Origin of the sequence: Flavobacterium sp. LC2016-13 (assembly GCF_009707955.1) — a bacterium.
Taxonomy (GTDB): Bacteria; Bacteroidota; Bacteroidia; order Flavobacteriales; family Flavobacteriaceae; genus Flavobacterium.
This window is the reverse complement of the sequence record NZ_WMDQ01000002.1, coordinates 415781-433573: the sequence shown is the minus strand read 5'-3', so window position 1 is coordinate 433573 and position 17793 is coordinate 415781. Positions and strand designations below refer to the sequence as shown.

Annotated in this window: 17 protein-coding genes; 7 read left to right on the top strand and 10 right to left on the bottom strand. The window is 32.3% G+C overall.

Translation table 11 applies throughout. The features are described from left to right. Positions 1-27: 27 nt before the first annotated feature. Positions 28-504 (bottom strand): hypothetical protein, encoded by a 477-nt coding sequence (locus GKZ86_RS05680; RefSeq protein ID WP_154782132.1) that lies wholly within the window; start codon positions 502-504, stop codon positions 28-30. A 2-nt stretch (positions 505-506) separates the two neighbouring features. Beyond that, entirely contained in the window at positions 507-1463 is a 957-nt protein-coding gene (locus GKZ86_RS05675; RefSeq protein ID WP_154782131.1) for a heme-binding domain-containing protein, read from the bottom strand. A 342-nt stretch (positions 1464-1805) separates the two neighbouring features. Between GKZ86_RS05675 and GKZ86_RS05670 the strand changes: the two genes are divergently transcribed. Further along, a complete protein-coding gene (locus tag GKZ86_RS05670; RefSeq protein WP_154782130.1) occupies positions 1806-2924 on the top strand; it encodes a LytTR family DNA-binding domain-containing protein in 1119 nt (372 codons plus the stop codon). A 70-nt stretch (positions 2925-2994) separates the two neighbouring features. Here GKZ86_RS05670 and GKZ86_RS05665 read toward each other — a convergent pair whose 3' ends face one another. Next, complete coding sequence (locus GKZ86_RS05665) at positions 2995-5406, bottom strand: TonB-dependent receptor (RefSeq protein WP_154782129.1); 2412 nt, start codon at positions 5404-5406, stop codon at positions 2995-2997. Between the two features lie 233 nt (positions 5407-5639). Between GKZ86_RS05665 and GKZ86_RS05660 the strand changes: the two genes are divergently transcribed. Continuing rightward, positions 5640-6761, top strand: coding sequence for a PepSY domain-containing protein (locus GKZ86_RS05660; RefSeq protein WP_228526538.1), 1122 nt, complete (start codon positions 5640-5642; stop codon positions 6759-6761). Between the two features lie 30 nt (positions 6762-6791). Here the strand turns inward: GKZ86_RS05660 and GKZ86_RS05655 are convergent, their stop codons facing one another. Next, entirely contained in the window at positions 6792-7559 is a 768-nt protein-coding gene (locus tag GKZ86_RS05655) for a methyltransferase domain-containing protein (RefSeq protein ID WP_154782128.1), read from the bottom strand. 159 nt (positions 7560-7718) lie between these two features. On the opposite strand from GKZ86_RS05655, the gene GKZ86_RS05650 reads away from it, so the two are divergent. Further along, the gene (locus GKZ86_RS05650) at positions 7719-8777 is read left to right on the top strand and encodes a DUF4932 domain-containing protein (RefSeq protein WP_154782127.1); all 1059 of its coding nucleotides are present in this window, start codon (positions 7719-7721) and stop codon (positions 8775-8777) included. A 61-nt stretch (positions 8778-8838) separates the two neighbouring features. On the opposite strand, the gene GKZ86_RS05645 is transcribed toward GKZ86_RS05650, so the two are convergent. The 3 genes from GKZ86_RS05645 to GKZ86_RS05635 form a co-directional block, all read right to left on the bottom strand. After that, complete coding sequence (locus tag GKZ86_RS05645) at positions 8839-9273, bottom strand: carboxymuconolactone decarboxylase family protein (RefSeq protein ID WP_154782126.1); 435 nt, start codon at positions 9271-9273, stop codon at positions 8839-8841. 29 nt (positions 9274-9302) lie between these two features. Then, a complete protein-coding gene (locus GKZ86_RS05640) occupies positions 9303-9752 on the bottom strand; it encodes a MarR family winged helix-turn-helix transcriptional regulator (RefSeq protein ID WP_154782125.1) in 450 nt (149 codons plus the stop codon). 286 nt (positions 9753-10038) lie between these two features. Beyond that, the gene (locus GKZ86_RS05635) at positions 10039-11502 is read right to left on the bottom strand and encodes a PLP-dependent aminotransferase family protein (protein WP_154782124.1); all 1464 of its coding nucleotides are present in this window, start codon (positions 11500-11502) and stop codon (positions 10039-10041) included. A 76-nt stretch (positions 11503-11578) separates the two neighbouring features. Here GKZ86_RS05635 and GKZ86_RS05630 point away from each other — a divergent pair, with 76 nt between their 5' ends. Beyond that, a complete protein-coding gene (locus tag GKZ86_RS05630; protein ID WP_154782123.1) occupies positions 11579-12220 on the top strand; it encodes an FMN-dependent NADH-azoreductase in 642 nt (213 codons plus the stop codon). Between the two features lie 10 nt (positions 12221-12230). Further along, the gene (locus GKZ86_RS05625; protein WP_154782122.1) at positions 12231-13124 is read left to right on the top strand and encodes a DMT family transporter; all 894 of its coding nucleotides are present in this window, start codon (positions 12231-12233) and stop codon (positions 13122-13124) included. A 57-nt stretch (positions 13125-13181) separates the two neighbouring features. On the opposite strand, the gene ettA is transcribed toward GKZ86_RS05625, so the two are convergent. From ettA to holA, 3 genes are all read right to left on the bottom strand, one after another. Next, entirely contained in the window at positions 13182-14873 is a 1692-nt protein-coding gene (ettA, locus tag GKZ86_RS05620) for an energy-dependent translational throttle protein EttA (RefSeq protein ID WP_154782121.1), read from the bottom strand. 51 nt (positions 14874-14924) lie between these two features. Then, positions 14925-15107 carry a CAL67264 family membrane protein gene (locus GKZ86_RS05615; protein ID WP_035680915.1) on the bottom strand — a complete coding sequence of 61 codons (183 nt, stop codon included), beginning with the start codon at positions 15105-15107 and terminating at the stop codon, positions 14925-14927. Between the two features lie 67 nt (positions 15108-15174). Further along, positions 15175-16179: a DNA polymerase III subunit delta gene (gene holA, locus GKZ86_RS05610; protein WP_154782120.1), complete on the bottom strand. Its 1005-nt coding sequence runs from the start codon at positions 16177-16179 to the stop codon at positions 15175-15177. Positions 16180-16277: 98 nt separating this feature from the next. Between holA and GKZ86_RS05605 the strand changes: the two genes are divergently transcribed. After that, positions 16278-16727, top strand: a complete 450-nt coding sequence (locus GKZ86_RS05605; RefSeq protein WP_059115680.1) for a type I restriction enzyme HsdR N-terminal domain-containing protein — start codon at positions 16278-16280, stop codon at positions 16725-16727. 21 nt (positions 16728-16748) lie between these two features. Next, complete coding sequence (locus tag GKZ86_RS05600) at positions 16749-17768, top strand: glycosyltransferase family 2 protein (protein ID WP_154782119.1); 1020 nt, start codon at positions 16749-16751, stop codon at positions 17766-17768. Positions 17769-17793: the final 25 nt, after the last annotated feature.

Here is a 17793-nt window from a genome sequence, read left to right as displayed (position 1 = left end):
TTAATGATTTAGTGTTGATTTTAAAATTTATAATTGTGGTAGTATTGCGATTTTCTGTTGAAGCAAAATTTGAATTCTATGCTGATTTCCAATTGTATCTTTTTTAATTTGAATTGGATTTCCTTCAAATCTTTGATAGTGTGGATTTGCTTTTTCAGCATCAAATTCAAGAATTTCTAGAGATATTAATTTTCCCGGAATAAGAGCGCCAAACCAATTAGGATCTGATTTTTGATTCCATGTAATCCAAACGATTTTCTCGCCTTTTTCTATTTTTTTGCTGTCACTTTTTATTCTTTCAATTGTTTTTCGATTTCCATATAACAATGCTGTTGTATGTCTTTTGTTATTGATGGAAGAATTAAGTACTTGCAAACCAGAAACTTTATCAAGTAAATTATCCGGAAGCGATGCTTCGTTATTTAAATTTTCTTTTGAATGATCTGAACAGGAAAAAAGAAGAAACAAAGAAAAAATTGCTGTGAAATAAAGTATCGTTTTCATATCTATTGTCGTATTGGAAGCGTGAATACATAATCGTTATTTTTCATAGGCTGATGGCAATTCATACAATCAATTACAAAATCAGCGTTTTTGCCATACGGCAGCAGTTCTGGTGTTTTAAATCGTGCAAAGCCCCAACCGTATGTTTTCTTATATTTATCATGATCTTTAATCATAAACTCAACTTGTTTAAAAGCGCCCTGAGAAATATTTCCGTCTGAATCTTCAATTTCATCATAAGCCGCTTTTGCCAAAATAGTACCGTCTGGCCAGGAATCAATCTTTTTTTCTTTGATTGCTTTTACTGCAACACTATTTCCATAAATAATTCTCATAGTTCCGTTGTCAAGACGCTGCGTTGTACTTACTACAGCCCAATTTTTATAATCGGCTATATATTCAATTCCGTTAACCGTCATCGGAAGTTTAGTTTTATTTTCAGATTTTATAACCGCTGCTGATTGTTTATTTAGTGCTTTTATTTTTGCTGTATCCTGAATTACATTATTTATTCTAAGGCTCCAGATATAATCTTTTAGCACTTTAATATCTTTTTGAGATAATTTAGCCTGCGGATGTGCCAGTGTATAACTGCTTAAAGGCATTGCTCCCAACGAAATCTGATTGATTGATTCCCAAAGTTTTGCTTTTTGATCTGCGGGAGATAATGCATCCCAATTCGAAAAATTAAGTCCGCTCCTACCGTCTTTGATATGCTGTGCAACCAACCACGAAACAGGAGCAATTTTATCATACCAACTTAAATTTGTTTGATTTGAATGACAATCGTAACAAGAAGTTTTTAAAATAGTCTGGACTTCATGAGGCACTTTTAAATCTCCCGTAACCGGAGGATTTATAATTTTAGGACCAAAAAATTGCAATCCTGCAAAAATCAGAAACAAGATCACTAACAGTATCATGATTCGCTTTCTTTTGTTGGTTTTTAGCTTATTCATATCGATGTTTTTAATTAATTTTCTACTTAATTTCTAAAGTTGCAATTCATTTAAATTAAAATCAGATAAAACAACAATGCTGTTATTCTGAAATTTTATACTGCAAATGAAAGGCTGTTACTTGCCTCACAGCAAAGAAAAGTGCACGAAAGGGAAAAAAAGAACTTAAAAGGGAATAATTAGAATTGAATAAAATTCAGATTTTCAATAAAGAAATATTCCAATAAAAGCTTTTGCTGCGCTATATTCTTCTTTGGTATAAAAAATAGCTGTTGGTTATGGTTATCATGTTCAAAACTTATAAATATTGAGTAAATTTGATTATTCAATACACACATTTTTATGAGGAAAGACAAACTTTATCTTTTTACTTTTTTATCGTTGCTTGTTGTTGTTTATATCTGCGGATATTTTAGTATGAATTATTTAGTTGGCCTGAGTACGGAACAATTTTTAAAAATTCAGATTGAATCCAGTAAAAGAGAAGCCAAAGAAATGGCAAATCTTATTTCTCTTCATACACAACAAATTGGCGATAAGAAATTAATTATCAACAATGTACAGAAAAGTATTGAAAAAACGGATATGCAAACGGGCTTTATTTGCATGTTTGACCAAACCGGAAAAGAAGTATGTCATCCTAATCCCGAAAGAATTGGTGCCATGACAGGTCCTGATGAATCTTATATTTCTAAAACCCATAATGAAGTAAACTCTGAAGATTTCTACAATTATCTTAAAAATAAAACAGAAGGCGGCGGTGTTCGAAATTTTAATAATCCGAAAATCGCATCAGAAATTATTTATCTCTATCCGGTTAAAAACACAGAATGGATTATTGCTTCTCACGCCAATCTAAAAAGCATTAATGAACAGGTTCAGAACTTGAAATTCTATTTTATTATAGTATACATGGCAACCGGAGCTTTGATAGTTTTGTTTTCTTTTTTTATGATACGCCTTTTCGGAAGCCGTTATGAAAGAAAACTGGAAGAAAAGAATGAATCTCTTTTTAATGAAGTTTTAAGTTTATCTAAACTCAATTATGACCTGACGAATTATAAATCGAAACTTGATTCAGCTGAAAAATTAAAAACTCAAAATGTTTCAATTCCTCCGTCTCCTAAAAAGAGAATTTTAACGCATTTAAAAAGTGAACTTGTAGCATTGGAAATACAGCAAATTGCTTACATCTATATGGAAAACACGATTACGTATGTTAAAGATATAAACGGAAAAATATCTACGAGTACGAGTAGTTTAGATGAGATTTGTAATGAACTGGATAATACATCTTTTTTCAGGGCGAACAGACAGTTTATTTTATCCATAAAATCGATTAACAAAATACTTAAATATGGTAATAATCAGCTGAGAATTGAAGTAATACCAGATTCTAATATTGATATTATTATAAGTAAAAACAAAGCTGCAGAGTTTAAAACCTGGCTTAATAAATAGAAAAAGGGAATATTTCATGAAGAAATATTCCCTTTTTTATTCGTTGAAAAATTATTCAGTTTAAATCACCTTAAAATTTAAAAGTAAGATTCGCAGTTATACGTGTTGGGTTTTGAGCCGCAAGCCTGTAAGACCAGTATTTTTCGTTTGTTAAATTATCTACTTTAATACCAAGTCTGTATTTTGGCTGATCGTAAAAAAGAGAGGCATCTAAAACGGTGTACGATGGAATAGAAAATTTAAACGCTGTTGTATTGGTTTGATAATATTCGCTTCCGTAAATACCTCCAAAACCAATTCCTAAACCTTGCGCAGAACCTGTTACAATCCTGTAACTTGCCCATAAATTCGCGGTTCTTGGCGATCCGGCCGTTGTTGGTCGTAAACCCTGAACACTGGCATTCGCCTTTTCGTATTTACTGTCATTATAAGTATAACCGGCTATGATATTAAGTCCGGAAATTGGGTTTGCAATTAACTCTGCTTCAAAGCCTTTACTTACTTGTGTACCATCCTGAATTGAATAACCCACATGATCAGGATCAGGATCGTCGCGTGTAATATCAGTTACTTGTATGTCGTAATAACTAAGTGTAGCCGATATTTTATCTAAATCAAATTTAAAACCTCCTTCAAGTTGATTTGCCTGATTGGGTTTGAATGTATTTCCGTTAAAATCAGAACCTGAAACATTGCTAAAACCGTTCATATAATTACCAAATACAGAAATTTTATCTTTCATAATTTGATAAACAACTCCAAATTTTGGAGAAAATGCCGTTTGGTTGTAATTTCCTGCAATCGAATCTTTACTAGGATAATACGTTCCATGATTTTCATATTTGTCTACACGAACGCCCGCCATTGCGATTAATCTGTCTGTAATATTCAAAACATCAGAAACATAGGCACTGTATGTCTCTTCATCATTGGATACAAAATTTACAAAAGTAGCAGTGTTAAACATTGGAGCTACTTTTTCAAGTGTAAAATTATTATAAGCATCTCCCGGTTTTTTATAATTCATTGCAGGCATATTAACCGTTGCATCATTTCGGGTAGCACGAAGGCTGTAATAATCGACACCAGCTACAACCCTGTTTTTCAGTGGTCCAATGTTGAATTTACCATTAAAATTTTGCTGAATATCTGTTCCGTAAAAAGGAGATTCCTGATACGTTACCTGTTGTCTTAAAGTCGTTGGCGATCTCATAGACAAAGCCACAGTATAACCGTCAGAAGAAGATCTTGTTCTGGAGAAAACAGTTTGAGAAGTCCAATTATCAGACATTTTATATTTTAACTGTGCAAAAACATTATACTGCTGACTTGTGTAGTTAATCGTATTATTGGCAAAAGATAATTTATACGGAATTTCAAGGTCTTCAATACTGCTTTCTGTTCCGTTTACAACAAACGGAGCTAGTCTTGTTGGTGAAGTTGCTTTGTACATACTGAATTCAATATCAATTAAAAGGCTTAATCGATCGTTGATTGCATACGAAAAACTCGGCGCAATAGAGAAATTTTTATTAAATCCTGCATCCTGAAAACTTCTCTCGCTATGCAAAGCCGTGTTAATTCTTAACAAAGCTGTTTTATCCTCATTTATTGGCGTGTTTACATCAAAAGTCAAACGGTTAAGATCCCAGCTCGCTCCTGAATATGAAACTTCTCCTTTAAAAGTGTCGAAAGGCTTTTTGGTAACACGATTAAATAATCCTCCAAATGAAGATAAAGTACTCCCAAAAAGTGTTGCAGATGGTCCTTTGATAACTTCGATACGCTCTAAATTTGATGGATCGACAGTTGTATACGTAAAACTTCCTACTCCGTTTCTAACCACTTGCGGAGTCGGAAAACCTCTTGATATTGATGTAGTTCTTCCTTGATTTCTCACTTCTGCAATACCGGCACCAGGAACGTTTTTAAAAGCACTATTGTAATCTGTAATTACTTGTTCTTTCATTAATTCCTTGCTTACAATGATGTAAACCTGCGAATTTTCGATGTTTTTTAATGGCATTTTAGCAACATCAATACTTTCTTTTTTTGCAAAACGATTTCCTCCGGAACGAATCACAACATCTTCAAGATTTTGAGAAGAAGAGTTTAGTTTGATGTCAACTACAGGTGATGGATTTTGTTCTGAAATTTCAACACTTTCAACAGTTGGTTCATAACCAGCCATTATAACTTCAACAATATATTTTCCGAAAGGCAATTTTTTAAATTCATAATTACCGGCAGAATTTGTTACTGTACTTCTGTTGCTTTCACTCAGTTTTACTGCTACTCCCTGCCCTGCAGTTCCGTCATTTGTTATCACGACACCGCTTATTTGACCTGTTTGTGCCTGAACAAAACCGCTTGTAGCCAACAAACCTAATAAAATTAAATATGTCGGATTCAATTTTATAATTCCTGCTTTTCTATTTAAAAATCCTAAAAAAGAAGCAATCAATAGTATTGTTATTTTCATGTTATTATTATTTAAACCAAATCTAAATTAAAGCGCAAATGAACAATATTTTTTTTAATCTATAAAACGAAAAGAAGTAAAAATTTTAGCTATTAATGATACAAATAACCTTACAAAACCCTGTAAATAAAGGAATCGTGAGGAATTTATTATTTGGACTCTTTCTAAAATACTAGTATATTTGCCCGTCGCATTCAGGAATTTTAATAGAAATATAACCGATAATTATTGCAATGAATTTTAAACTGAACCAGAAAAAACTCAAAAATGCAGCACGACAAATTCATTTGTGGCTAGGTTTATCAACAGGAATTATCGTTTTTATTATTAGCATAACAGGTTGTATTTATGTTTTTGAAGAAGAAATAAGAGACGCTACAAATCAGGATGAATTATTTACCCCAATTCAGCAAAAACCATTTGTTGGACTTGAAAAAATTATAAATAATTTCAAGAAAGAAGTTCCCAAACAAAAAATTGCTTCAATACGCATAAACGAGCAAGTACCTAATGCTTCAGTTGAATTATCTACAAAAAAGAAAATCTATTATTTTAATCCATACGACGGTACATTAATCAATCAGGAAAAACAGGATTGGTTGGTTACGGTGCGAAAACTTCATACGAATTTGCTTCTTGGTGAAACAGGAAGTTTTATTCAGCGCTGGTCTGTTGTCATTTTTGTATTGATGCTGATTACGGGAATTATTATCTGGTTTCCCAAACAAATTAAATCTTTAAAACAAGCCTTAACGATTAAATGGAGCGGAACTGCGAAAAGAATTAATTATGATTTGCATAATGTTTTAGGGTTCTACGCTTCTTTTATATTAATTATCATTGCGCTTACAGGTTTATTTTTCGCATTTAAAGAAGTTAAAAATACGGCAGCATTTTTAACCGGTTCTGAACTTACAGACGGAAAAAAAGCTGACGAAAAACCAATTGAATTAAAAGAATCTTTAGCAGTTCGCTACGACCGGATTTACAAAACGGCGATGCAGCAATATCCTGGCGCTACTACTTCTACCCTATCTATAAAAAAGAACGGCGACCTAAGATTAAGATTGTTATATCCTTATAATTGGTACAGAAAACAAAATACATTTTTCTATAGCCCATCGACAGGGCAATTGCTTCGTTATAAATTATACAATGATTTTAATAGTGCCGATGTAATCGAAGCAACGAATTATGATCTTCATACAGGCCGTCTTTTTGGATATTTCGGAAAAATTATTGCTTTTCTGGCAAGCTTAATTGCAGCAAGTTTACCTATTACCGGATTTATAATCTGGCTTAGAAAGAAAAAGAAAAAACCATCTAAGGCTAAAATTAACCGCAAAGATCGCTAAGTTTTTATACACAGCGGATTTTATAAAATCTTAAGCTTTCTTTCCGTAAAGTAAAATCCTTTTAAACGAATATATCGCCGGAAGTTTAGGGAAATTTTCAGCAATTCTCTCTTTATACGTTTTAATGAAAAGTTCTTGCTGATCTCCTTTTAAGCGTTCGATATACGGAATCAAAGCTGATCCTAAAATAAAATTATAAAGGGTTTCGTGATCGTTGGCAATGATTGGATATACTTTTTGTGACACCTGAATATCTTCAAGACCGCCATCAAAAAGTATTTGCGCATATTCATCAATACTTAAAACAGGCGAATCTCTTTTATAATCTTTCAGATAAGATTTAAAAGGTTCTTCATCAACCAATTCTGAAAGGATTTTATTGAGTTTGTTTTCCGGCTGAACAGGCATTTGTACTGCAAATTGACCTTGTGGATTAACCAAATCAATTAATTCAGGAAATAATATTTCATGATTATTTGACCATTGCAAAGCGGCATTGCTAAAAATTAAATCCCACTTTTCTCCTGAAGCTATTGTTTCTTCTGTGGTTGCTTTTTTGAAATGCAGATTATCCATTTCTAAAGACTTTGATTTCTCCAGCATTTCTGGAGATGAATCTACACCCAGAAAATTCGCTTCTTTAAATTTATCAGCCAAAATAGCCGTTTGTTCGCCGGTACCACAACCTAAATCAATTGCTTTCATGTTTTTAATCGGTTTAATAAAATCAATTAAATCGTAAAAAGGCTGATAGCGAATATTTTTAAATTTATTATAGATTTCAGGATTCCAAGGCATTTGATATTCTTTTATAATTTCGATTTTAATCGGAAAAAATACTCCCTGATAAAATAAAATTTGATTACTAGCTATCTAATATACAAAATATGTGATTTACAATCAAACATCCCAAGTTTGAATGGTTAACTTTGACATTCACATTTTAAAAAATTCACCATGAAATTGACTTTTGCATTTTGTTTGCTATTTATTTGTTCGTTTGTCTCGGCAAAAAAGAAAATTGAATCAACAGTCGACAAACGAGTAGAATTAATGAGTATTGTATTTCGACTTGCCGGAAATCCGGAATATAATATGAAATTAGCAAAGAATTATGTAGCTGATATTCATGCTTATTTTGATGTTTATAAAAACGATCCTTTGATAAATTACGCAAAAGAACTGGCTGAGACTAAAAATATAGGTTTTTCTAAAGTGATGTTTCTCGCCGTAAATTTAGAGCTTGTAAATAATCGATTTTCTTTTATAAAAGAATCTGAAAGTTCATTAACGGGTAAATGGGATAAAGAAGATGCCATAAAATTTGTTGCATTATTAAATGACTTTTATCTCAAGTCTAAATTTGAAATATTCTTTAAGGCACACGAAAAATTATACACTGATGCGACAAGTCAATTTGATCAATCTATCAGCGAATTCGATCAGCAATGGTATTTGGATTATTATGGAGATCAGGAAGTTGAATATAAAATAATAATCGGACTTAGTGATGGCGGTGCTAATTATGGCCCAAGCGTAAAGCCTGTTGGAAAAAAGAAACTTGTTTATGCCATTATGGGTTCATGGACTTTTGATGAAAGCGGAAAAGCATTATTTCCAAAAGAGGTTTATTTATCGTATTTAATTCATGAGTTTAATCATTCTTTTGTCGATCATTTATTAGACGATAAAAATATTGAAACACAGCTTAAACCAAGTGGCGAGATTTTATTGGAAAGAGAAAAAAATAATATGAAACTCGAAGGTTACGAAGACTGGCATAGTCTTATAAATGAATCTCTAGTAAGAACTTCGGTTGTGCGATATATGATTGATCACAAAAACAAAGATGAAGTTGTGAAGGAAGAAATTCAAAAACAAACTAAAAAAGGTTTTTTGTGGACAAAAGATTTAGTTTCGCTTTTAGGAGAATATGAATCTTCCCGAAATATATATCCAACGTTTAAAAGTTTTTATCCTCGTATTATTTCTTTTTTTAATACTACAGCTTTATAAAATATAACGTAAAAAACAAAACCCTCAATTATTGAGGGTTTTATTCACTAATTAAAGAAAATCAGGCCGGAATTAAATTCGTTGAAATACCAATTCTGTTCCAGGCGTTAATCGTAATAATGGCTAAAATTACTTGTGCCAGATATTTTTCATCCAAAACTTTCGCAGCCGCTTCATACGTTTCATCTTTTACATGATTGCTAATCAAAGTAATTTCTTCCGTTAAGGCTAGAATTGCTCTTTCTTCTTCTGTAAAAAATGGTGTGTCGCGCCATGCATTCAAAGCATAAATTCGCTGTTCTGTTTCTCCTGCTTTACGAGCTTCTTTAGTATGCATATCAATACAAAAAGCACAACCATTTATTTGTGAAGCTCTTATTTTAATTAACTCTTTATGAGTTCTTGTTAAAGGTGTGCTCTCAATAAATTTTTCAAGTCCAAGAATAGCGTTATATCCTGCTGGTTCTAATTTATCAATATGAATTCTTGTTTTCATGTTTTATAGATTTATAATTATTATTTGAATTAGTTACAGTATTTTTCCAAAAGAAAATTAAGGTTTTCGAATTCCTTTAAAGTCAGGTTATGAGAAAGTTTTTCTTCGTATAAATCTATTTCCGGTTTTAAATCTTTCATAATTGCTAATCCGGATTTTGTTATAAATACATCTATTTTTCTGCGGTTTTTACTGCAAACTTCTCTTGTAACAAAACCTTTTATCAGTAATTTATCTACCAAACGAGTTGTATTGCTTGTCTTGGAAATCATTCTTTCCCGAATTTCACACATATTAAGGGGTTTTCCATTTTGATGTTCTAACACCTTTAATACATTAAATTGTTCTGAAGACAAATCATAAGGTTTTAAAATCTCAGTAAAACTTTCTGACAGCAAATTTTGAGTGTACATAATATTCAACAAAGTCCTTCTGTTTAAAGCGACCAAGACTGATTTGTTTGTTGAAGTTGCATTCATAACTTGTTTTCTTTACAGCAAAATTAGAATAACAAGCTGGATGCAAAATATGCCAATTTTAAAATAAAGACTAGCCCAGATTTTATTTTAATACTTTAATACCTATTATTTTTAAACACATAGAAACATAGATTTTACGCTTTCTTTTAAGATCAGTTCAAAAAATCTAGATTTTTACACATAGTTTCGCAATCAGAAACTATGCGGTAATATTTAAAAGTGAAACGCTTTTTTTTAAAGTTTTCTAAATCTATGTTTCTATGTGTTAAAAAAATACTTGATACGCTTAGTAAAAACTCTTTTTGAGGATTTCGAATGCTTTTATCATTTCTTTTTCTTCTAATGATGCAAAACCAATTCTCATCGCGTTCATATCAAAAGATTCATTTTTATAAAATTGACCATTATTGATAAAAAGTCCATTTTTCAGGGCGTTTTCAGACATCTTAATTAAGTCGATGCTTTTGTCAAAAACAGACCAAACGGCAAGTCCGCCTTCGGGAATTTCGAATTGAATTTCATTTTTAAAATCCGATTGAAGTATTTCACAGAACAAATTTCTGCGTTGTTTGTAGATTTTTAGCGATTTACGAAAATGTCTTTCCATTTCTCCATTATTAAACAATAACGAAAAAGCATCTTCAAGCAATGTATCACCTTGTTTATCTATGAATTCTCTTAATGAAGCTGCTGCGTTGATAAATGCCGGAGGTCCAGACATAAACCCGATTCTTAAAGCCGGGGCAAAAGTCTTTGAAATTGAACCAATATAAATAACATTGTGATTGTGATCAATACTTGCCAAAGGCACATAAGGTTTGTTTTCATAATGAAAATCAAAATCATAATCGTCTTCAATAATCGCAAAACGGTATTCTTTGGCCAGATTTAATAATTTTAATCTGCGCTCCATACTCAGCGTTACCGTTGTTGGAAAGTGATGATGCGGAATTACATAAATTGCTTTTAATGTTTGTTGTTGCAGTATATTTTCAAGATAATCGATATCCATTCCGTTTTCATCAACAGGAATTCGAATTAATTTTGCTCCCGAATGTTTAAAAGTATCATCTGCAAATTTGTAATTTGAAGTTCCAACAGCAATAAAATCACCTTCATTTAAAAGTAATTCTGAAGTAAGATAAATTCCCATTTGGCTTCCTTTAGAAATTAGGATATTTTCAGGCGAAGCCAATAATCCTCTCGTATTAGAAAGATAATTTGAAATCGAAATACGAAGATGTTCCGAGCCTTTTGAACTGCCGTATTTCAGAAAGCTTTTTCCGTAAAATTTTCTAGAAAGACTTCTGTATTCTCTCATTAATTGATCTACAGGCGCCAAACGAACATCAGGGAAACCATCATCTATAGTAAGAATGGTATTTTGATAATTGGGTCCCGGAATCGTCTTTTTAAAATTATTTGTCCATAAAAAAGATTCTTCTTCGCTATTATTGGTATTATTTTTTGGAATTACATTTTTGGATATTGAAGGCAATTTAGAAAGTACAAAAACACCTTTTCGTTCTACAGATTCAGCCCAACCCTGACTAATTAATTCTTCGTAAGCCAGTTTTACCGTATTTCTGTTAATGCCAATTAATTCTGCTAATATTCTGGAACTCGGTAATATATCTGAAGGCTGCAGCGTACCATTTGTAATTAATGATATGAAATTATTACATACCTGAATGTAAATCGTTATCGAAGAATTTCTATCAATCTGAATTAAGGATTTGTAAGGTAACATCTGGGCTGTAGTTTTTATAAAAATTGGTATACAAAGTTAATCCAAAATAAGCATAATTTTGAAAAAAATTATCGAAATGAAAAAAGTATTAGTCATTAATTCAAGCGCTAGAACGCTTAGATCTCACAGCCGAAAACTTACAGAAGTTTTTGTAAATCACTGGAAAACAACCCATAATAATTCTCATATTACTTTCAGGGATTTGGGAACTGAGAATGTGCCGCATATTAACGAAAATTGGATTGCTGCAGCTTTTAAACCTGAAACTGAAAGAACTGGGGAAGAAAAAGAGGCTTTAAAAATAAGTGATATTTATATTTCAGAATTGCATCAGGCAGATATTATTGTTTTGGGAACTCCAATGTATAATTGGTCTATTCCGAGTGTGCTTAAAGCATACATCGATCAGGTTGTGAGAGTTAACCAAACCTGGAAACTTAATCCGGAAAATTTAAAGAATCCCTATATTGGTTTATTAGAGAACAAAACGTTGTTTGTTTTACTTTCAAGAGGTGCAGAAGGATACGGAAAAGGAGAATATAATGAACATATGAATTTTCAGAGTGATTATTTAAAAACGGTTTTTAATATTATGGGCGTTCATAATATTCATGTTGTTGCCATTGACGGAACATCATTTGATCCGGAAATATTAAAACAAACGATTCAAAACTCACATCAAAATGTAAAATCTCTTATTGAGAAAGAGTTGGCTTAAAGATTTATCAATGAAAAATAATATACTCAAAGGAAGTCTTTTTATTGCTCTTGGCGCTTCGAGTTACGGAATGCTGGCAACCTTTGTGAAGATTGCTTATCAGGAAGGATTTTCTACGGCAGAAGTTACGATATCACAATACATTATGGGTTTTATCGGACTTTTACTTTTAAGTTTATTCAAGAAAAGAAAACAGGAAACAAAACCTAAAGTATCTGAATTTAAAAGCGTTTTGAAATTAATTGTTGCCGGAACTTCATTAGGATTAACGAGTACTTTTTATTACTTGTCTGTTCAATATGTACCAGTAAGTGTTGCGATTGTGTTGTTGATGCAAACCGTTTGGATGGGTGTAATTGCAGAAATGATTCTTTATAAAAAGATGCCGGGACTACGTAAAATTATTTCTGTTTTTATTATTCTTGGCGGAACAATATTAGCCACAAATTTATTGAAGGAATCTGTTAGTATAAACTGGAAAGGTTTTTTCTGGGGACTTTTGGCAGCGCTTTCGTATACGGCAACCATGTATTCTTCTAACAATATTGAGTTAAATTCTCCTCCTTTAAAAAGAAGTCTTTTTATGATTTTGGGCGGATTTATTGTTGTTGCCTTGATTTTTCATTCTTCTATAAATGCTAATTTTTCGTTTGGAATATTTATGCGCTGGGGCATTTTACTTTCTTTATTCGGAACAATTCTTCCGCCTTTGCTTTTTACCAGAGGAATGCCTTTAACCGGAATGGGTTTGGGCGCTATTATTGCTTCGGTTGAAATTCCTGTTTCTATAATTGTAGCCTATATTTGGCTAAAAGAACCGGTAATTTTTCTGCAATGGATTGGTGTTGTTCTTATCTTGTTTGCTGTAGTTTTAATGAATATCCGACAAAAAGAAAAAGTATAAAAAAAGCCTCAAATTTCAACTTGAAATTTGAGGCTTTTACATTTTAGAAATTAATTATTATCTAATTAATTTTCTGTATTTCAATCGTTTTGGAGTTAAATCACCACCTAAACGTTTCTTTTTGTTTTCTTCGTATTCAGAGAAACCTCCTTCGAAATAGTAAACTTCAGAATCTCCTTCGAAAGCCAGAATGTGCGTACAAATTCTGTCTAAGAACCATCTGTCGTGAGAAATAATTACAGCACAACCTGCAAAATTCTCTAAACCTTCTTCAAGTGCACGAAGTGTATTTACGTCTAAGTCATTCGTTGGCTCATCCAGTAAAAGTACATTTCCTTCTTCTTTCAATGTCATCGCTAAGTGCAAACGGTTACGTTCTCCACCAGACAACATTGAAACTTTTTTATTTTGCTCGCCTCCACCAAAATTGAAACGTGATAAATAAGCTCTTGAATTCACTTGTTTTCCACCCATCATAATTAGTTCCTGACCATCAGCAAAATTTTCCCAAATAGATTTATTCGGATCAATATTAGAGTGTGACTGATCTACGTAAGCGATTTTCACTGTTTCACCAACTGAAAACTCTCCACTATCCGTTTTTTGCTCGCCCATAATCATTTTGAAAATAGTCGATTTACCAGCACCGTTTGGTCCAATAATTCCAACAATTCCGGCTTGTGGTAAAGTGAAATTTAAATTGTCATACAATAATTTTTCACCAAAAGCTTTGGCAACATTTTTTGCTTCAATAACATTCGTACCTAAACGTGGACCATTTGGAATATAGATTTCCAGGTTTTCATCCAATTGTTTTTGGTCTTCATTTAATAATTTATCGTAATTCTGCAAACGCGCTTTTTGTTTCGTCTGGCGGCCTTTTGCCCCTTGGCGAACCCAGTCTAACTCCCGCTCTAATGTTTTTCTGCGTTTTGAAGCTACTTTTTCTTCCTGTGCCATACGGCTTGATTTTTGGTCTAACCAAGAAGAGTAATTTCCTTTCCATGGAATACCTTCTCCTCTATCCAACTCTAAAATCCAGCCTGCTACATTATCAAGGAAATATCTATCGTGCGTTACAGCAATTACAGTTCCTGCATATTGCGCTAAATGCTGCTCTAACCAAAGTACAGATTCAGCATCAAGGTGGTTGGTAGGCTCATCAAGTAACAATACATCAGGTTGTTGCAATAACAAACGACATAAAGCTACACGACGACGCTCTCCTCCTGAAAGGTTTTTAATTGGCGTATCACCTTCCGGCGTACGTAACGCATCCATTGCAATTTCTAGTTTGGTATCGATTTCCCAAGCGCCAAGAGCATCAATTTTGTCTTGTAAAGCTGCCTGGCGATCCATCAATTTATCCATTTTATCTGGATCTGAGTAGTTTTCTTCAAGACCAAATAAATCATTAATTTGATTGTATTCTTCTAAAACTGCCATAGTTTCAGCAGCACCTTCACGAACAATTTCGATAACGGTTTTAGAATCATCAAGAATTGGCTCTTGTTCTAAGTAACCAACAGTATAACCCGGTTGAAAAACAACATCTCCCTGATAGTTTTTATCAACTCCTGCAATAATCTTTAATAGAGAAGATTTTCCTGAACCATTAAGTCCAAGAATACCAATTTTAGCACCGTAAAAGAAGCTCAGGTAAATATTTTTAAGTACCGGTTTGTCTGCTCCCTGATAGGTTTTGCTCAATTTCTGCATTGAGAAAATTACTTTCTTATCGTCTGACATTCTATTTATTTTTTATTTTGATTAATTATTTTTTATTGATATTGACTAGAATTAAACTCTACCTTTCAAAGCATTAAAAACCCAGGCATTAGCAAAAAAACCAACGCCTACCGCTACAAATCCCCAGCCAGACACATCTCTGTATCTAAAAGCGCCAAGTCCTATAAGTAACAATCCCATAAGTACCATTATAAAAGTAGCCCATCCTAAAACGGTATTTTTATTCATTCCCATAATCGTGCAATTATTATTTTAAAGTAGTAAAAATTTTCGAAAGGCAAATATCGTGAATTTTCACGGCTTAATTAAATATTTTGTAAAGCATTTCTTTTAACAAATCCGATTGTGGTAAAGCATTTGCTCCTACTCCTTTACTTTTAACATCTACATCACGCAAAGCTCCAACAATCTGACTTACTTTTCGCATTGGATAATTTTTTATTGCTAAATCATATTCCTTTAAAAAATAAGGATTTACGCCAATCACTGCCGCAACATTTTTAGGATTTTTATCTTTTAATCCGTGGTATTTTAAAAGCTGCACAAAAAATCCAAAAACCAATCCTGTTGTCATCACTAATGGATATTCTTTCGGATTATGAGCAAAATTTTCAGCAATTTTATAAGCTTTCAATTGATTTCTCTCACCAATTGCTTTTCTAAGTTCGAAAACATTATAATCTTTACTAAAACCAATATTTTCTTCAATATGTTGTGGTGTGATCATAGTTCCCTGCGGTAAAATAATCTGAAGTTTTTCAAGCTCATTGTTGATTTTACTCAAATCTGTACCTAAAAATTCCACAAGCATGGCATTTGCTTTTGGGTCAATTGTATATTTTTTTCCGGCAAGCACACGTTTTATCCAGTCACCAACCTGATTTTCATAAAGCTTTTTACTTTCGTAAACGATTCCTTTTTGTGCTAATAATTTGGTAACTTTTTTACGCTTATCAAGTGTTTTGTATTTATAGCAAAAAACTAAAACGGTTGTTTCCATCGGGTTGGCAACATACGATTCTATTTTATCAATAGTTCTTGATAAATCCTGCGCTTCTTTTACAATAACAACCTGACGATCAGCCATCATTGGATATCTTTTTGCTGTTGAAACAATATCTTCAACAGAAACATCTCTTCCGTATAAAACAGTCTGGTTAAATCCTTTCTCTTCTTCCGAAAGTATATTTTGCTCAATATATTCAGATAATTTATCTATATAATATGGCTCCTCGCCCATTAAAAAATAAATTGGCATTATATTTCCCGCTTTTATATCATTAACAATTTTTACAACTTCGTCCATTCAAAATTTTGTTTCAAAGTTTCAAGTTTCAAGTTTCCCGCTTCAATAACTTGAAACTTTAAACTTGAAACCTGAAACCATTTTTATATTTTTGCCTTATGTTAAAGCTAAATTTCCCTTCCTACACTTTCCGATTCAAAAATAGCGAAAATAAAGTGTCTATTTTTGATGAAATCAGGAAAAAATTTATCATTCTTACTCCGGAAGAATGGGTTCGTCAGCATGTTGTTCATTACTTAATGAAAGAAAAAAAATATCCAAAATCACTTATAAATGTAGAGAAAGTTTTAACTGTCAACGGATTACGAAAACGTTATGATGTTGTAGTCTTTAATTCTGATGGTTCTATACATATATTAGTAGAATGTAAAGCGCCCGAGGTAAAAATTTCACAAGCAACTTTTGATCAAATTGCCCGTTATAATATGACAATGCAGGCACGGTTTTTGAAAGTCACAAACGGTCTGAGTCATTATTATTGTCAGATGGATTTTGAAAACGAAAAATATGAGTTTTTAAAGGCCTTGCCAGACTACAAGGAAATTTAATAAATTATAAAAAGAATACTTTTGGATAAAATAGCAGTTGTCATTTTAAATTGGAACGGAATAAAATTATTAGAGCAATTTTTGCCATCAGTAATTCAATTTTCTGAACAAGCTACCATATATGTTGCTGATAATGCTTCAACAGACGATTCGATAAATTTTGTCAAACAAAACTTCCCTACAATCAAAATCATCAAAAATGATGGTAATTATGGTTTCGCAAAAGGTTACAATGATGCCCTTAAAGAAGTAAATGCTGAAATTTATGCCTTAGTAAACTCTGATATTGAAGTTACAGAAAATTGGTTAAAACCAATTATTGAAACATTTGATACTGAAAAACATACCGCTATTATTCAACCCAAAATTCTTGATTTTAAAAACAAAGCATATTTTGAATACGCTGGTGCGGCCGGCGGATTTATCGATAAATATGGTTACCCGTATTGTCGTGGACGTATTTTTGATACTGTCGAAAAAGACAATGGCCAATACGATGATTCTTGTGAATTATCATGGGCATCAGGGGCTTGTTTTTTTATCAGAAAAGAAGTTTATGATGAATTAGGAGGTTTTGATGAAACTTTTTTTGCACATCAGGAAGAGATAGATTTATGCTGGAGAGCTTTGAATGAAGGATACATTATTAAGTACAATTCAAAATCTGTCGTTTATCATGTTGGAGGAGCAACTTTAAACCAGGCAAACCCACAAAAAACATATTTGAATTTTAGAAATTCATTATTAATGCTTGTCAAAAACTTACCTAAAAAAGGTTTGTTTACAATAATTTTTACCAGAATGGTTTTAGATGGAGTTGCAGGTATCCGTTTTCTTACGCAGGGAAAATTCGGCCATACTTTTGCTATTTTAAAGGCTCATTTCTCGTTTTATTGTATATCTTTAAATTATCTAAAAAAACGTAAAGATTTTCAAATACAGCAATACTATACCATAAAAAGTGTCGTTTACTTGTATTACGTGAAGAAATTACGGGTTTTTAAGGAAATCTTTAACACTATTCAAAATATTAAAAACTAAATTTGTAATCAACGTTTAATTAAAT

Excerpts from the sequence above, each read along its gene's own strand:
- GKZ86_RS05680 (WP_154782132.1), bottom strand. The coding sequence starts at position 504 with ATGAAAACGATACTTTATTTCACAGCAATTTTTTCTTTGTTTCTTCTT.
- GKZ86_RS05675 (WP_154782131.1), bottom strand. The coding sequence starts at position 1,463 with ATGAATAAGCTAAAAACCAACAAAAGAAAGCGAATCATGATACTGTTA.
- GKZ86_RS05670 (WP_154782130.1), top strand. The coding sequence starts at position 1,806 with ATGAGGAAAGACAAACTTTATCTTTTTACTTTTTTATCGTTGCTTGTT.
- GKZ86_RS05665 (WP_154782129.1), bottom strand. The coding sequence starts at position 5,406 with ATGAAAATAACAATACTATTGATTGCTTCTTTTTTAGGATTTTTAAAT.
- GKZ86_RS05660 (WP_228526538.1), top strand. The coding sequence starts at position 5,640 with ATGAATTTTAAACTGAACCAGAAAAAACTCAAAAATGCAGCACGACAA.
- GKZ86_RS05655 (WP_154782128.1), bottom strand. The coding sequence starts at position 7,559 with ATGCCTTGGAATCCTGAAATCTATAATAAATTTAAAAATATTCGCTAT.
- GKZ86_RS05650 (WP_154782127.1), top strand. The coding sequence starts at position 7,719 with ATGAAATTGACTTTTGCATTTTGTTTGCTATTTATTTGTTCGTTTGTC.
- GKZ86_RS05645 (WP_154782126.1), bottom strand. The coding sequence starts at position 9,273 with ATGAAAACAAGAATTCATATTGATAAATTAGAACCAGCAGGATATAAC.
- GKZ86_RS05640 (WP_154782125.1), bottom strand. The coding sequence starts at position 9,752 with ATGAATGCAACTTCAACAAACAAATCAGTCTTGGTCGCTTTAAACAGA.
- GKZ86_RS05635 (WP_154782124.1), bottom strand. The coding sequence starts at position 11,502 with ATGTTACCTTACAAATCCTTAATTCAGATTGATAGAAATTCTTCGATA.
- GKZ86_RS05630 (WP_154782123.1), top strand. The coding sequence starts at position 11,579 with ATGAAAAAAGTATTAGTCATTAATTCAAGCGCTAGAACGCTTAGATCT.
- GKZ86_RS05625 (WP_154782122.1), top strand. The coding sequence starts at position 12,231 with ATGAAAAATAATATACTCAAAGGAAGTCTTTTTATTGCTCTTGGCGCT.
- ettA (WP_154782121.1), bottom strand. The coding sequence starts at position 14,873 with ATGTCAGACGATAAGAAAGTAATTTTCTCAATGCAGAAATTGAGCAAA.
- GKZ86_RS05615 (WP_035680915.1), bottom strand. The coding sequence starts at position 15,107 with ATGGGAATGAATAAAAATACCGTTTTAGGATGGGCTACTTTTATAATG.
- holA (WP_154782120.1), bottom strand. The coding sequence starts at position 16,179 with ATGGACGAAGTTGTAAAAATTGTTAATGATATAAAAGCGGGAAATATA.
- GKZ86_RS05605 (WP_059115680.1), top strand. The coding sequence starts at position 16,278 with ATGTTAAAGCTAAATTTCCCTTCCTACACTTTCCGATTCAAAAATAGC.